This window comes from Proteus sp. TSJ240517 (assembly GCF_047921575.1).
In the GTDB taxonomy this organism is placed as follows: Bacteria; Pseudomonadota; Gammaproteobacteria; order Enterobacterales; family Enterobacteriaceae; genus Proteus.
This window is the reverse complement of the sequence record NZ_JBLRMH010000002.1, coordinates 75,352-89,642: the sequence shown is the minus strand read 5'-3', so window position 1 is coordinate 89,642 and position 14,291 is coordinate 75,352. Positions and strand designations below refer to the sequence as shown.

The 14,291-nt window shown below is 33.7% G+C and carries 11 protein-coding genes and 1 tRNA gene; 3 read left to right on the top strand and 9 right to left on the bottom strand.

All coding sequences use genetic code 11. From position 1 onward, the window contains the following. Nucleotides 1–8: 8 nt before the first annotated feature. The 5 genes from ACNARN_RS04040 to ACNARN_RS04020 all read right to left on the bottom strand — a co-directional run bounded on the left by ACNARN_RS04040 (nt 9) and on the right by ACNARN_RS04020 (nt 7,646). Nucleotides 9–1,748, bottom strand: coding sequence for a type I secretion system permease/ATPase (locus tag ACNARN_RS04040; RefSeq protein WP_198626069.1), 1,740 nt, complete (start codon nt 1,746–1,748; stop codon nt 9–11). 167 nt (nt 1,749–1,915) lie between these two features. After that, nucleotides 1,916–3,334 carry a serralysin family metalloprotease gene (locus tag ACNARN_RS04035; RefSeq protein WP_198619441.1) on the bottom strand — a complete coding sequence of 473 codons (1,419 nt, stop codon included), beginning with the start codon at nt 3,332–3,334 and terminating at the stop codon, nt 1,916–1,918. 338 nt (nt 3,335–3,672) lie between these two features. Beyond that, nucleotides 3,673–5,292 (bottom strand): M10 family metallopeptidase C-terminal domain-containing protein, encoded by a 1,620-nt coding sequence (locus tag ACNARN_RS04030; RefSeq protein ID WP_416304175.1) that lies wholly within the window; start codon nt 5,290–5,292, stop codon nt 3,673–3,675. A 203-nt stretch (nt 5,293–5,495) separates the two neighbouring features. After that, on the bottom strand, nt 5,496–6,743 hold the full coding sequence (locus ACNARN_RS04025; RefSeq protein WP_416304174.1) for a nucleoside permease: 1,248 nt from the start codon (nt 6,741–6,743) through the stop codon (nt 5,496–5,498). Nucleotides 6,744–6,827: 84 nt separating this feature from the next. Beyond that, complete coding sequence (locus ACNARN_RS04020) at nt 6,828–7,646, bottom strand: purine-nucleoside phosphorylase (RefSeq protein WP_109373886.1); 819 nt, start codon at nt 7,644–7,646, stop codon at nt 6,828–6,830. A gap of 205 nt (nt 7,647–7,851) precedes the next feature. Here ACNARN_RS04020 and ACNARN_RS04015 point away from each other — a divergent pair, with 205 nt between their 5' ends. Together ACNARN_RS04015 and ACNARN_RS04010 are read left to right on the top strand one after the other, a co-directional pair. Further along, the gene (locus tag ACNARN_RS04015) at nt 7,852–9,048 is read left to right on the top strand and encodes an ROK family protein (protein WP_416304173.1); all 1,197 of its coding nucleotides are present in this window, start codon (nt 7,852–7,854) and stop codon (nt 9,046–9,048) included. A 274-nt stretch (nt 9,049–9,322) separates the two neighbouring features. Continuing rightward, a complete protein-coding gene (locus ACNARN_RS04010) occupies nt 9,323–10,207 on the top strand; it encodes a helix-turn-helix domain-containing protein (protein ID WP_109373888.1) in 885 nt (294 codons plus the stop codon). Here the strand turns inward: ACNARN_RS04010 and ACNARN_RS04005 are convergent. Continuing rightward, on the bottom strand, nt 10,201–11,457 hold the full coding sequence (locus ACNARN_RS04005) for a Zn-dependent hydrolase (RefSeq protein WP_196532201.1): 1,257 nt from the start codon (nt 11,455–11,457) through the stop codon (nt 10,201–10,203). The genes ACNARN_RS04010 and ACNARN_RS04005 overlap by 7 nt on opposite strands. 745 nt (nt 11,458–12,202) lie before the next feature. Here ACNARN_RS04005 and ACNARN_RS04000 point away from each other — a divergent pair. Then, on the top strand, nt 12,203–12,388 hold the full coding sequence (locus ACNARN_RS04000) for a hypothetical protein (protein WP_349442804.1): 186 nt from the start codon (nt 12,203–12,205) through the stop codon (nt 12,386–12,388). Between the two features lie 169 nt (nt 12,389–12,557). Here the strand turns inward: ACNARN_RS04000 and ACNARN_RS03995 are convergent. The 3 genes from ACNARN_RS03995 to ACNARN_RS03985 all read right to left on the bottom strand — a co-directional run bounded on the left by ACNARN_RS03995 (nt 12,558) and on the right by ACNARN_RS03985 (nt 14,290). Then, a tRNA-Phe gene (locus ACNARN_RS03995) sits at nt 12,558–12,633 on the bottom strand. 250 nt (nt 12,634–12,883) lie between these two features. Next, entirely contained in the window at nt 12,884–13,954 is a 1,071-nt protein-coding gene (mltC, locus tag ACNARN_RS03990) for a membrane-bound lytic murein transglycosylase MltC (RefSeq protein ID WP_198620998.1), read from the bottom strand. A gap of 63 nt (nt 13,955–14,017) precedes the next feature. Beyond that, entirely contained in the window at nt 14,018–14,290 is a 273-nt protein-coding gene (locus ACNARN_RS03985; RefSeq protein ID WP_098943971.1) for an oxidative damage protection protein, read from the bottom strand. Nucleotide 14,291: the final 1 nt, after the last annotated feature.

Here is a 14,291-nt window from a genome sequence, read left to right as displayed (position 1 = left end):
TCTCAATATTAAATATTGCTTTGAGTAATAGGTGTAGTTGCTGGTGTTGGCGTACTCTTTATTACTGATGAGTTATTTAACTCAGCAACAACAGCTGTTGTAGAGCCAAATAATTTTGTGTGACCATCGAAAAGAACCAAGAGTTTATTGGTCACTGAGAGTAATTGTTTTTGATGCGTGATTAATATAACGGTTTTTTTATTTTGCTTAAGTGTTTGAATTGCTTGCATTAGAGCTTTAATGCCCAAATCATCTAAATTAGAATTGGGTTCATCTAAAACGACTAGAGCAGGGTTACCATATAATGCGCGAGCTAACGCAATACGTTGTCGTTGTCCTCCTGACAACCCTTCACCATGAGCACCAATAATGGTTTCATAACCATCAGGAAAACGTAAAATCATTTCATGAACATTTGCCATCATTGCAGCTTGAGTGACTTTTTGAGGATCTATTTCAGAAAAGCGAGCAATATTTTCGGCAATCGTGCCAGGGAAAAGGGCGATTTCTTGAGGAAGGTATCCGATATATTGGCCAACTTCACTTTTATTCCATTGGTATATATCTGCATTATCAAGGCGTATGGCGCCCGTTTTAACTTCCCATATGCCAACAATAAATTTAGCTAAAGAGGATTTTCCTGAAGCACTCGGGCCAATAATGCCAAGTACATCGCTGGGGCTTAGCGAAAAATGAATATTATTTAATAGTGTGCGTTCCGTTTGAGGATATTGAGCTTGATTAATATTTACTGTTAATTCACCTTTAGGAGCAGGTAGCGCCATTTTTTTATTTTCTTCAGGATACGTTTTTAATAGTGTGGTTAACCTTTTATAAGCTTCTTTACTACTATCCCAGTTTTTCCATACACCAATAACTTGTTCAATTGGCGCTAAAGCGCGACCTAATAGTATTGATCCTGCGATCATCATTCCTGGGCTAATTGTATTATCTATTGCTAGCCATCCACCTAATCCTAGCATTAAAGATTGCAGTGCCATTCGGGTGACTTTTGTTATTGCATTGATACTTGCTGCATTATCACTTGCATGAGTTTGTGCTTGTAGATATTTAAAGTGAGCAATTTGCCATTGGTTACGTAAATAACCTAGCATTCCCATTGCTTCAATAGGCTGTGGATGTTCAAAATGATGACCTTGTATTACCTGAGCTTGATTAGCAAACTCATTGGCTTTTTTTAATGATGATCGAGACAAGTATTCATTAAGAATAGCCAAAGAAAATAAAACGAGCGCACCACATAATGCAAATAATCCTAACCATGGATTAAATAATGCGATAACGAGAAGATAGATTGGGAACCAAGGTAAATCAAAAAAAGCAAAAATGGCGTGACTTGTAATAAATTGCCTAATAGTCACTAAGTCATTAAATGCTAAAGAGGAATTAATACTGGGCGTTTTGTTTAATTTTGCTTGATATGCAGCAGTATAAATTCTTGAACTTAAGGATAAATCAAGTTTGTTACTCATTCTAATGACAATAATGCTTCTTAAGTATTCCAATCCTCCCATAAAAATAAATAATGCTAACATAATGAGTGTTAGCATTAATAAAGTCATTTCATTACCTGATGGTAAGACTCGATCATAAACTTGCAACATATAAATAGAAGGAACTAACATTAAAATATTTATTAAGGCTGTAAATATTCCAATGGAAAGAAATACTTTCTTTCTTTCTTTTATAATATTTGTTATTTCATTATTTTTTTTGCTTGCTGACATAATGTTATTCCTGATTTTATTCCTATCTGTTTTATTGCTATTTACTGCATTTCTTCTATCAATATGGAGTGATCAATTTATCTTTTTTTTAATAAGATAATATAAAAATAACTCCTTATAGGTAAAAGAAAGGTAGGAGAAATATCTCTCTCCTACCCAATGAAAAATTAAACAATAAAGTCAGTTTCGTAATTAACAAATCCTACAATGTCAATTTTGAAATCAGGGCTGTAACCATAAGCGTTAATAGCAAGTTCACTTGAGTTTGTTGATTGATCATATTTAATGGTTGCTTCACCCGAGCGACCTGTAAAATTATCAACAAAGTTAAGGAGTTTATGGCTAAAGGTATTTTCGATTAATGCTGATAAATCAATCTTATCAATACCTGATTTGAAGTCCATTATCTTGTCAGCGGCAGATACCAGAGAGTCAGTGATCTCTTTATAAACAAAGGTATTGCTACCTGTACCACCCCATAATGTATCTTGACCACCGCCACCATACAGTATGTCGTTACCGCCACCGCCGATGAGAATATTATCAGCATCATTGCCGTAGATAATATCATTACCAGAGCCACCGATTGCATTTTCTATTGTTACACCTTGTGCAATAGAAACGTTTTTCTGTAGTCCGCCAACATCAGAGAAATGACCCTCGCGTAAATCAATAACTTGATCTTGATAATATCCTGAGAAGTCAAAAGTATCGTTACCAGCACTGTCCCAAACAGAGAATATTAATTTATCGTTTCTGCTTGTTGCAGTGTAATAATCAATACCTGTGTTTGAGTTAAAACCATAAACATCATCACCTGTTCTGGTTGTGGTATTTGCGCCATAAAGATATTGCATTGCTGAAATATCATGAAGTAAAGGAGCGCCTGCATAAGCACCTTGGAAGTGCGCACCTGTTTCATATTCTTCCCAATAACTCATAACAGTATATTGGCGACTATCTTCAGCGTAGTCAGACTTTAAATAGCCAGGTACGTTTTGCCCTGCGTTATAATCGCCAGGATGCATTAGACCAAGTGCATGGCCAATTTCATGGATAATAGTTAAACGACCATAATTACCTAATTCAGGTGTTGTATTACCAGCATAATAATAGTCACTAAACCAAGCTTGGCCTGAAAGATCACGTCCATAACTATAGGTATTTGGCAACGTCGCATAAGCTTGGAATGTGCCGTTTGGATCAGTAATATTACCAAAAGTAATATCTGATTTTACACCTGGCGCTACTTCGGTAAATTTGATATTTGCAATATCAGACCATGCATCTAAAGATTGTCTTGCATGATCTTTTTGTACTGAATTAAATCCATAGGGATTTTTATCACCAAAATCATTAAACTTTTTACCAGCCCAAGTTGGGAATGAATATGTCACTTCTGCCGCTTGTCCAACAACATATTTCCCATTCCATGTGGAATTTTCGCGTGCAATATGTTTTCCAGCAGTATCATAATCAAAAGAAGGTAGAGTCTTAGCTGAGAAATTATAAAAAATTCCACTTTTATCTAATAAGTCAGAAACATTAGATAATCCTACTGCTTTTTTTAATAAAGAAGAACCCATAATATCCTCCGGATATCAAGTTTAGGTTAGGTTTATTTTCATGTTGAAAATAGTTTAATTATCTGGCGAACACCAGCGATAATAAAGATAGCTATTTATTGATATTAATCTAGAGGGGAAAAATAAGTTTTTAAATAATTGTGAAGTGAGGTGTGTTTTAAGTCAGAATAATTTTACTAAGTAAATAAATTTTAGGTTATCTTCTCTAGAGAGATGTTTTTTAATGTTATTATATAATTCCGTCATGATTTTATAATGTATTTCATTCTCTTATTATAAGGCTTGGGTAAATACAAGCCTTATAAATTTTTCGTTATTTTTTAAGGTAATTAATTATATTAATAAAATAGATCTTCATAACTGAAATTCCCAACAATATCTATTGTTAAATTTGGAACTTCTAGTTGTTCTTTTGTTTTTATTGCTAATTTTGTTAAATTATCTTCTTCTTGAAAACTCATCTTAAGCGAGATTGAATTTTGAGATATAAGTTTCTTGATATTTAGGCTTATTTTGTTTTCATCTAAAAAAATAAGGAAATCTTCATTTATATGATAATCCATAATTTTATTATGGCTATTTGTCTTGTTGCTAATTTCGAAAAAAAACATATCAGCATTCTTTCCTCCGAACAGCGTATTATGTCCATTACCTCCAGAAATTATATCGCAGTCATCTTCTCCATTAATGAAATCATTGCCCTCGTTACCATAAAGTGCATCACTACCTTTACCGCCAAAAATTTTATCATCCCCATCATATCCATAAATAATATCATTACCCTGATTACCAATTAAGTGGTTGTTTACTTCATTACCAATGATGTGGTCATTGTTTTTTCCTCCTATTACATTTTCAATTATTGTTCCATACGCAATAGAAATGTTACTTTTTAGCCCACCTACATCAGAGAAAGCACCTTGGTTAAGGTCTATTTTCTGCTCAAAATTATATTTTGAAAAATCAAGAGTATCACAGCCATCGGCATCCCAAATACAACTAATAATGACATCATCTGATGAAGTTAAACTATAACAGTCTCTTTGCGTATTAGAATTAAAACCATAAATAGTATCACCTGTTCGTGTCGTTAGATTTACGCCATAGAACTTTTGAATAACATATATATCGATTAATAATGGAGACATAGGAAATAATCCAACAAAATCAGCTTCTTTTGTTTTTGGGTGGCGGTATGACATTATAGAATATTTAAAACTATTTTCTTCAATATCAGGATTATTATGATCATTCACTCTAAAGGTATGTGGTAAACCAAGAGCGTGTCCAGTTTCATGTATATAAGTTTGAGTTTCTTTATTTCCTTTTTTTAATATTATAGGTTGATTATTTATATGACCATTTTCATTATTGTTTTTATATAAAGTAATCTGAGTATCTGTTTCTATATAATAATATTTTATATTGTCTGATTTTTCTTTAAATAAATCTATTTCATTTTTTTGCTCTGGTGTTATTTCATGTTTATTGAATTTTTTTATACGTGTAGTTGAAGATATATTAATCCAAACATGTCCTCCTATACTGTAATCAGTGATTTTTTCTATTTTTTTATCTGGCTCTATATTATTTAATGGGAATGTTGCAACACCAGCGACTAAATGAGAATTATCTTTCGTTAGTTCATTTATATTATTATAAACACCAAATTTAATATTAGTATCATATTTATTGTCTTTCTTAATGAATGTAATATTGGCAATGTCAGCCCATAGTTGTAATGTTTTTTCGGCAAGATCTTGTTGATATTGATTTAATGTTGTAATGGTTTTATATTCCTCACCCCTTAAATTGCTCCAGTCAGGAAAGCTATATGTAACTTCAGTAAAATCACTATTAGGATCTTGTTTTTTCCATCTGCGTAGAGGTTTAAAATTCTTTATTAAATTGATAATATCACTATTTTCTAAAGGGTCATTTTGATGAATAGCATTCATAATATATAAATATCCTTTTTTTATAAACATTTTCCATGTTAAAGCATGCTTATTTTATTTTTCTTAATATTAAATTTCTTTTAAAAATGGATTTCATTTAAAAAAAGAGAGGAGATTTAATAATATTTATATTGAGAAAAGTAAAAATGATAATAAACCAATAAAGGTTTATTATCATTTAAAAGAGGGAATATATAAGTTAATTATGAAAAATCTTTTTTATAATTACTCACCTTATTTTCTTTAAATGCAAATATAAATACAATAGCAAGTATAAGTGTATAGGATGCAAAAATTAACCAAATAGATTGCCAGTCTTTCATTCCATTAACTGTAAAATGATCAACGACCATACCACTTAAAATAGAGCCTGCGTATGCACCAACACCATTGACCATGGTCATAAATAACCCTTGAGCACTGGCTCTTATTTCAGGATTAACTTCATTTTCAATATAGATAGAGCCTGAAATATTAAAGAAATCAAATGCACAACCATAAACAATCATTGAAAGCATTAGCAATACAAATCCCCAAGGAGATGGATCGCCATAGGCAAATAATCCGAAACGTAAAGTCCATGCAATCATACTAATTAACATGACTTTTTTAATACCAAAGCGTTTTAGGAAAAAAGGAATTGCTAAAATAAAGGTAACTTCAGCCATTTGTGATACTGATAATAAAATTGATGGATATTGAACAATTAAACTATCAGCAAATTCAGGATTTTTAGCAAAATCATGAATAAAAGGACTACCAAAAGTATTGGTAATTTGAAGTACCGCACCTAATAGCATGGCAAATAAAAAGAATACTGCCATTATAGGTTTTTTGAATAGAACAAAGGCATCTAATCCCAAACGAGATGCCCAAGAGGTTGATTGTTTATGCTGGGCTGTTGGAATTTTAGGTAAGCAAAATGAATAGAGAGCTAAACAAAGAGAAGCTACTGATGCAATATATAATTGAGTGTTGCTGAGTTCTAATTTAAATAAACTTACACACCACATGGCGATAATAAAACCTATCGTACCGAAAACACGAATAGGGGGAAAATTAGCAACAGAATCTAGCTTGTGTTTATTTAAGCAAAAATAACCAATTGAATTTGAAAGCGCAATAGTTGGCATAAATGCTAATGCATTAATGAACATAACCCAGAACATGATTGTTGGATCAGTCACTGATGCCGCAAAGAATAAAGCAACAGCACAAATAAGATGACAAATGATATATAAGCGATTTGCAGGAATAAATTTATCGGCAATGATACCTAATAAACCAGGCATAATCAGAGCAGCAATGCCTTTAGAGCCATAAACTAATCCAACTTCAATCCCAGTGAAGTTTAATGTTTGCATCATGTATGCACCTAGGGTAATTAACCAACTTCCCCAGATAAAATATTGCATAAACATCATGCCTTTGAGCTGTATTTTTATACCCATAACAATCTCCACTGTTGGGGATATTGATTTTAGTGGAGCATAGGCAGCTATCTATTCTCCACTTTTTCTTTTATTGATAAAAAGTTATAAGCGAGCGATCACTTCACTGATCAGTTTTAAGAAGGTAGATTTCACACGTTCTGCGGTTTCAATAACTTCATCATGACTAAGAGGCTGTTCTAAAATGCCACAAGCCATATTGGTTAAGCATGAAATACCAATGGTATCAATACCTGAATGGCGAGCAATAAGTGCTTCTGGAACGGTTGACATGCCTACGGCATCGGCACCTAATGTTCTTATCATGCGAATTTCTGCTGGGGTTTCATAAGTTGGCCCTGTCCACCATGCATAAACACCTTGACGTAAGGTAATGTCTTGCTCTTTGGCAATATCAATAACAATTTGGCGCATAGCTTTGTTATAAACTTCACTTACATCTAGAAAACGAACACCTAATTCAGGGTTATTTGGCCCAATCAGTGGGTTATTTGCAGTTAGATTAATATGATCAGTAATTAGCATTAGATCACCAGGATTAAAATCTGTATTTACAGCGCCACATGCGTTAGTGATAATCAGCTTTTCAACACCCAATGCTTTCATTACACGAACAGGAAAGGTGACTTCATCGAGCGATACACCTTCGTAGTAATGAAAACGACCTTTCATTGCAACAACTGTTTTTCCTGCAATTTTACCAATCACTAATTCATTTGCATGCCCCACAGCTCCTGATGCTGCAAAGTGTGGAATGGTGTGATAAGGAATATGTACGGCATCTTCTAATGTATCGGCAAAAGGACCTAAACCTGATCCTAAAATGATCCCAATAGTTGGTTTTTCTGTGGTTTTAGATTGAACAAATTCTTTTGCTTTATTAATTTCAGAAATCTGGTGCATGACTCTCTCCGATGTAAATCGTCATTACATTTTTAATTGTGCTTGAGAGTACTTTGCCTGATACACAGAAATGAACAACTTACTTTTTCTCATTTTGAGATTAAGATCATGTTGTTTGTTTTGACTAAGGAACTATTGCTTTTTTTACAGTAAGATAGCGATATTCTTCTTTGAGTGGCTAAATAATTTAATAAAGGAAATGGCTATGCTATTGAAAAATTTAAAAGAACTTCAGTCTTCTAAGACTTCAAAAGCATTGAAACTTAAAAGCCTTTATAAATTAGTGGCAGAAAATGGCCCAATAAAAACAGAAACACTCACTGAATTGGCACAAATGAAGCCTGCTACTTGTGCTCGACTACTGGACGAGTTAAATGCTCTTCAATTAATTACAACCGCAGAATTAGGTGAATCAACGGGTGGTCGAAAACCTATTTTGTATAATATCAATACAGAAGGGGTATTTTTAATCGGTATTGAATTAAGTAAGGTCTATTCAACCATTGTGTTGATGGATCTGAAACTTAATATGTTGGATAAAATTAAAATATCGCCAGAACCTTACTTATCTGCATATGAGATGACAGATAAGCTATTACCTAAAATTGATGCCTTGTTATTAAAAAATAACATCAGCTATGAAAAAGTTTTAGGGTTAGGAATTTCTATTGAGCATGTTGTCGAACATCAATTGGTTTCAAAATCTCTCGATGAAGAATTCAGTGAATTAGAGGCGTTATTACGTAAAAAAATTCCTACTTACGTCACAGTGGGAAGTGGAGTACATTTTGCTGCTTTAGCTGAATTTCGTTTATATTATCGCCAAAAAACACAACGATTTTTATTTACTTCTTGTGATACCGAAGTAAGAGGATGTGCCATTATTGGTAATCAGTTTTTAACTGATACCTCAGCGGCAATGAATTGTTTTGGTCATATGACGATTGATGTAAAAGGGCTATTGTGTGAATGTGGCTCTTATGGTTGTTTAAATACATTGTGTTCTTTAGACGCCATAAAAAATAGTATTATTCATCAAATAAGGCGGGGAAAGCACTCCTTATTAACTTCTCTGGTCAGTACCGATGATGAAATTAACTATCACACGATTTTTCAAGCAATAGAAATGCGAGATCCTCTGTGTATTGATGCATTAGAAGAAGCGGCTTATTACTATGGGCTTGCTATTGCAAATACGATTTTAATGCTCCAACCTGATATTGTTGTTTGTGGCGGAACATTAATACCTAAATATACGTTTTTTGATACCGTCAAAAAAACGATTGAAACTAAACTCGCTCTTTTCCCAAATATAAAAACAGAAGTTTATCCAGCAAGCCACGCTTATGAAATCGTTTCTCAAGGCGCTGGCGCTATGGTATTAGAGCATTTAGTTAATTAAATAATGAAAAAGGCGGTGTAATATCAATTACATCGCCTTTTAGTTTTTTTATTGTTGTTTGTTTTTACTGCTTTAACCCTGGTGAGGTTACCTGCTAGGAGACAGGTTTATTGATATAGACTAACTTTTTACTGCAAACTTTTTTTATTTACCTCATTGTGAGAAAGGTGATTCTTTTTATTTTTGGTTTAATTTAAACTATCTGAACTAACATCTTATTATTGTGCCGTTACTTTACCCTGGTACTTTGTGCATTTGGGAGCCAATTATAAATATGCCTTACATACCTAGAGAAAAAATAGATTATCAAGCCATTGGCTATCGCTTGCGTGCTTACCGCATAGCCTCTTCATTAAAAGCTGAAGATGTAGCAGAAAGCTTGGGTATTTCTCGTGCTGCTGTGTATCGGTTAGAAAAAGGCGAAATTGTTAAAATTGAGACACTTGATAATCTTGCTAGATTATTAAATACCTCGTTAACCAGTTTGTTGGGTATTAATACTGAATATTATTCAAGTGCAAATGGCTTTTTTGAACGAATGCGCCAACTTGAAAGTCAATCTTCACATATTTATACCCACTTCGAACCTTTCTCTTACTTATTAACTTCAGATTGTTATGACAAAACATTGGTTGAAATGCTAACAGAGGCATCACCTTTAAATCTTTTGTCTGAAAAACAACAAGAAGTTTTGTCTATTTTAAAAGAGCGTAAGAAACATCAGTCCTTACATTCGCCCCATATTTATAACCTTATTAGCCAGCAACAAATTGAAAAATTTCTTTATGTTGGCATGCTAGGTTCGGTTAATTTAACTAAAACACTGCAACAAGAAAGAAAACAACGAGCAAAAAACGAAATTCTTCATTTAATTGAAAAGTTAGAGCAAAAAAATAGTTATCTTAATATTGCAATTATTTCAGATACTATGCCGTCTTTAACTTTCCAATTATTTTATCAAGACAAAGTCCCTCTTTCTTTAGCCGTTAGCCCGTTCCGTTTAGGTGAATTTCCTAATGTCAGTACGGGCATTGCTACTGTAACCTCTTCAACTGAGGCGATATTTCAATATCAATCCCTCTTTGATAAATTATGGTTAAAAGCAACCAAGGGAGATGATGCAATTAACCTTCTAAAACAAATAGTCAGTCATTATTGATTGGCTAATGTGCCTAATGTTTCTGCTAATAAATCTGCAGCGACAGCAATATCACTAAATTCGGTAAACTCATCAGGATGATGACTAATACCGGCAACTGAAGGTGTAAAGATCATCGCAGTTGGATAAAGTGATGCCATATTCATTGAGTCATGGCCAGCACCACTTAGCATTGTCATATAGCTGATATCGTGTTTCTGGCACAAGCTTTCAATAACTTGGCAAATTGAATCATCTAGTTTGACTGGCGATTCAGCAGAAATCGGTTGAACATCAATAGAGACGCCAAAATCTTTTTCTGCTTTTTCCACACTATTATTTAGGCGTTGTACAACACGTTGAATACTTTCAGTATCAATACCACGAATATCAACAGAGAATTTTACTTGTCCTGGAATGACGTTCATGGAGTTCGGCACAACATTGAGTTTACCCACTGTACCTACAGTGCCATAAACTGCTTCAGTGCATGCTGCACGGTTGATATCGGTAATAATCCCTGCACTTGCCACTAACGCATCTTGGCGTTGATACATAGGTGTTGCACCAGAGTGATCCGCATGACCATTAACAGTGACTGAAAAACGAGTTGGTGCCGCAATACCATTGACAATACCAATAGTTTTTTTGTCATTCTCAAGGCGTTTACCTTGTTCAATATGAAGCTCAACAAAGGCACTATAACGATCAGCTTTGACTAAACAACTATCCAAATTATCATGCTGATAACCTAAAGATTTTAAAACTTCAAAGAAGTTATTGCCGTCATCATCTCTATTTTGTTCCCAACGAGCTTTATCTATTTTTCCTGTTAATACTTTACTGCCAATACACGAAAAGCCAAAACGGCTAGATTCTTCCGCACGAAAAACAACAAGCTCAAGGTCACGTTTAAGTTGTTGTGGTTTGTATTGCATTAATGCATAAAAACCTGCAATAACACCTAAAGCTCCATCATAAGCACCGCCTTGAGGGACTGTATCAAGATGAGATCCTGTACCTACTGCGGGTAGTGAACGATCTTTACCTGGTAAACGTGCGTAAAGTGTACCAATACCATCACGATAAACTTCAAGACCCGCTTCTTTCATTAAACCAGCAAGGTACAGATGGGCGGCTTCATCTTCTTCGCCATAAGCAATACGAGTTATCCCTTTGCCACTGTTGTCTTTTTTATAAATCTGCATTGTTTCAATTAATGCTTTCATATCATCAATTGAATAATGAGTTGCTGTATCTTGTTGAGTCATAAGAGAATTCTCCCGTGGTTTCTGTAATATTTATTTGTCTAAAAAATGAGACAATTTAAGGATTAAAAAAGCCATCTTTAAAGATGGTCACTGTTTTTATAATCATTGCTTATTATATTTACTGCTGAAGCTATATTTCGTCAATGACAATTAAGGTGAATTTCATATTCTGTGAGGTAGGTTTCAATTAAAAAGAGATATATAGCAGGGGTATTTCTTAAATGAACTTAAATTGTATTATAAATGTTATAAAAGCGATCGCTTTTTTATGTTAAGTATATTTAAAATTATATTTTTAATTTAAAAATGAAAATAAGAATTATTATTGGTGGTAAATTTATTATTTTAAGAGTTATTTAAATTGTGATTTATATACTAATAATTAAAAATATCCCTGACTTTTTGTATTAATAAAGATATCATTTTTTATATATAAATAATATTTATAACATTATCAGGGGAATGTTGGGTTTTCCTGTAAATATCATAAATACCATGTAAATATATAGAGGTCTTTATATAAAATTAATTTTATAATTATAAAAATAAATAATAACCTATCTTATATATTTAGATTTATAGTCTATTTATTTTATTGCTTTGGTTAAATGGACTTTTATCTCTCTGCTAAGTAGAAAACTAAATATTTACTATTAATAAGAATTATTAAATATTACACTATAATAGCCGATAATTTGGATGAGATATTACTTAAGTTTTTATTTTAAATAAGAATGTGAAAGAAATGACTGAGTATGAACTAGACTATAGTTATAGTGATGTATATAGCGATACATTAAGAAGAGAATCCAGTTATTTAAGAAGAATAGCAATGAAATTTGCCTATCAATATATTGGTGATTCTTTTGCAAGAATGATGCTCTTAAATGATATAGAACAACTGATTGCTAGAACAGAATTACAGAGTTAGGAAAGAAAGTAAAAGTTACAAATAAAAAAAAACAGCCTTGGTATGAACAAGACTGTTTATTCAAAGCTTTTAATAAATTTTAACAACAGATAACTTACGTTAAATTTGTGTTTTATCTTAGCTTTTTTGCCCTCTCAGTGATTTAACTCACTGACGAACAAATGAAAGATGGTGCCCGAACTCGGAATCGAACCAAGGACACGGGGATTTTCAATCCCCTGCTCTACCGACTGAGCTATTCGGGCAACGGGGCGTATTAAACCCGATATCGCCTTGCTCGTCAACGTTATTTATCACAAAACCGTTCGATTGCTGTTTTTTTAAACTCATTGGGTATTAAAACGCTATTTGTCGTGGGAGATGAGTAAAAATAAAGCTAAAGTCTTTTGCAATACTCAAAAAATACATGACGATAAAATCGTTTATTAAGTCTCAATAACAAAAAAGCTTCCCCAAATTCATTGAGGAAGCTTTGTTTTTTGGATTAAGCATCAACTAACGATAGTTACGTTGAGCTGTACTGACTTTCTCAAGATAACGACGAGATTGGTCGGCAGGGTGTTTATTACGTAATGTGGTATACACCTGCATTGGCTCTAAGTTGTTAATCATGGCAGCAGCTTGTTTCTTATCGTTGTGGAATATCCGCAACACACTACCAGCACCACCGTTGTAAGCCTGTATCACGGCGTAACGGCGCGAAACAGGATCTTTGATATCGCCGAGGTAGCTATTTTGCAGAATTGAGATATAAGCCGCACCAGCATCGATATTATTAGCTGGATCAAATAAGTAACTACGACTTGGTTGCCCAGATTTTCCTTGCATTCGGAATACATCTCGTCCAGCCGTTGCTGGCATAATCTGCATTAAACCTAGCGCATCAGAACTACTCACGGCATATGGGTTAAAACTTGATTCAATTTGCATAATTGCCAAGATCAGTGATGGTTCAACCCCATATTTAGCCGCAGCTTGTTGAACGAGCGGTAAATATTTATGAGCACGTTTATCAAGGTGATTAGGAACAAGATTAATGGTGACATACCAAATGGTATTCATACCAGATTGGCGTTTTTGTAATTTATTGGCAATCAGATAATCTGCAAACTTATTGGCTCGCCATTCCCAGCGTATAGGTTGTCCCGTATTATCAAGAACCTGCCCAGATAAAAACGGTTCAGTGCTGTGAGGAATATTATTAACGTCAGAGTAGAGGTCAATAGAACCTGGATCTTCACCCATTAATAACGTTGTGACTATCGCCTTATGCAATTGGAATTGAGGCGCATCATCACCTAAAGTTTCTATCGTAATTGTACCTGCTTCAAAATTAATATGGCTACGTGTTTTATAAGCATTGGTATATTTTACGTAATCTTTAGGGCCTGCGATTAATACTTCCTTCATACCCCAAATCATTTCGATATTATTGGCAAATTGCCCCATAAGAATATCGAACGCATTGGTATCCTTTGCGTAATCAGGTTCAAATGTTTTTGGTGGTTGGCTACTACATGAAATGAGTAGAGGGGCGATAATCAGCAAGAGAAGGATTTTTTTCATGGTCAATTGCATCGCTATGGTGAATAAAATACCAGAGCCTTAAAGGCTCTGGAAAAGTGAATATTATTTTTCAGGTGGTGTGTAACCGTCAATATGAACATCATGGCCTTCGAATAAAAATCGCACCATTTCTTGTTCTAATAGTTTGCGATCATCAGGATTCATGGTGTTAAGTTTTTTCTCATTGATAAGCATGGTCTGTTTTGTCATCCATTGAGCCCATGCTTCTTTTGAGATCTCATTGAAAATGCGCTTTCCAATTTCTCCTGGGTACAACTGAAAATCAAGTCCATCAGCTTCTTTGTTAAGGAAAGTACAAAAAATAGTTCTGCTCATA

Coding starts and splice junctions, on each gene's coding strand:
- ACNARN_RS04040 (WP_198626069.1), bottom strand. CDS start 1,748: ATGTCAGCAAGCAAAAAAAATAATGAAATAACAAATATTATAAAAGAA.
- ACNARN_RS04035 (WP_198619441.1), bottom strand. CDS start 3,334: ATGGGTTCTTCTTTATTAAAAAAAGCAGTAGGATTATCTAATGTTTCT.
- ACNARN_RS04030 (WP_416304175.1), bottom strand. CDS start 5,292: ATGAATGCTATTCATCAAAATGACCCTTTAGAAAATAGTGATATTATC.
- ACNARN_RS04025 (WP_416304174.1), bottom strand. CDS start 6,743: ATGGGTATAAAAATACAGCTCAAAGGCATGATGTTTATGCAATATTTT.
- ACNARN_RS04020 (WP_109373886.1), bottom strand. CDS start 7,646: ATGCACCAGATTTCTGAAATTAATAAAGCAAAAGAATTTGTTCAATCT.
- ACNARN_RS04015 (WP_416304173.1), top strand. CDS start 7,852: ATGCTATTGAAAAATTTAAAAGAACTTCAGTCTTCTAAGACTTCAAAA.
- ACNARN_RS04010 (WP_109373888.1), top strand. CDS start 9,323: ATGCCTTACATACCTAGAGAAAAAATAGATTATCAAGCCATTGGCTAT.
- ACNARN_RS04005 (WP_196532201.1), bottom strand. CDS start 11,457: ATGACTCAACAAGATACAGCAACTCATTATTCAATTGATGATATGAAA.
- ACNARN_RS04000 (WP_349442804.1), top strand. CDS start 12,203: ATGACTGAGTATGAACTAGACTATAGTTATAGTGATGTATATAGCGAT.
- mltC (WP_198620998.1), bottom strand. CDS start 13,954: ATGAAAAAAATCCTTCTCTTGCTGATTATCGCCCCTCTACTCATTTCA.
- ACNARN_RS03985 (WP_098943971.1), bottom strand. CDS start 14,290: ATGAGCAGAACTATTTTTTGTACTTTCCTTAACAAAGAAGCTGATGGA.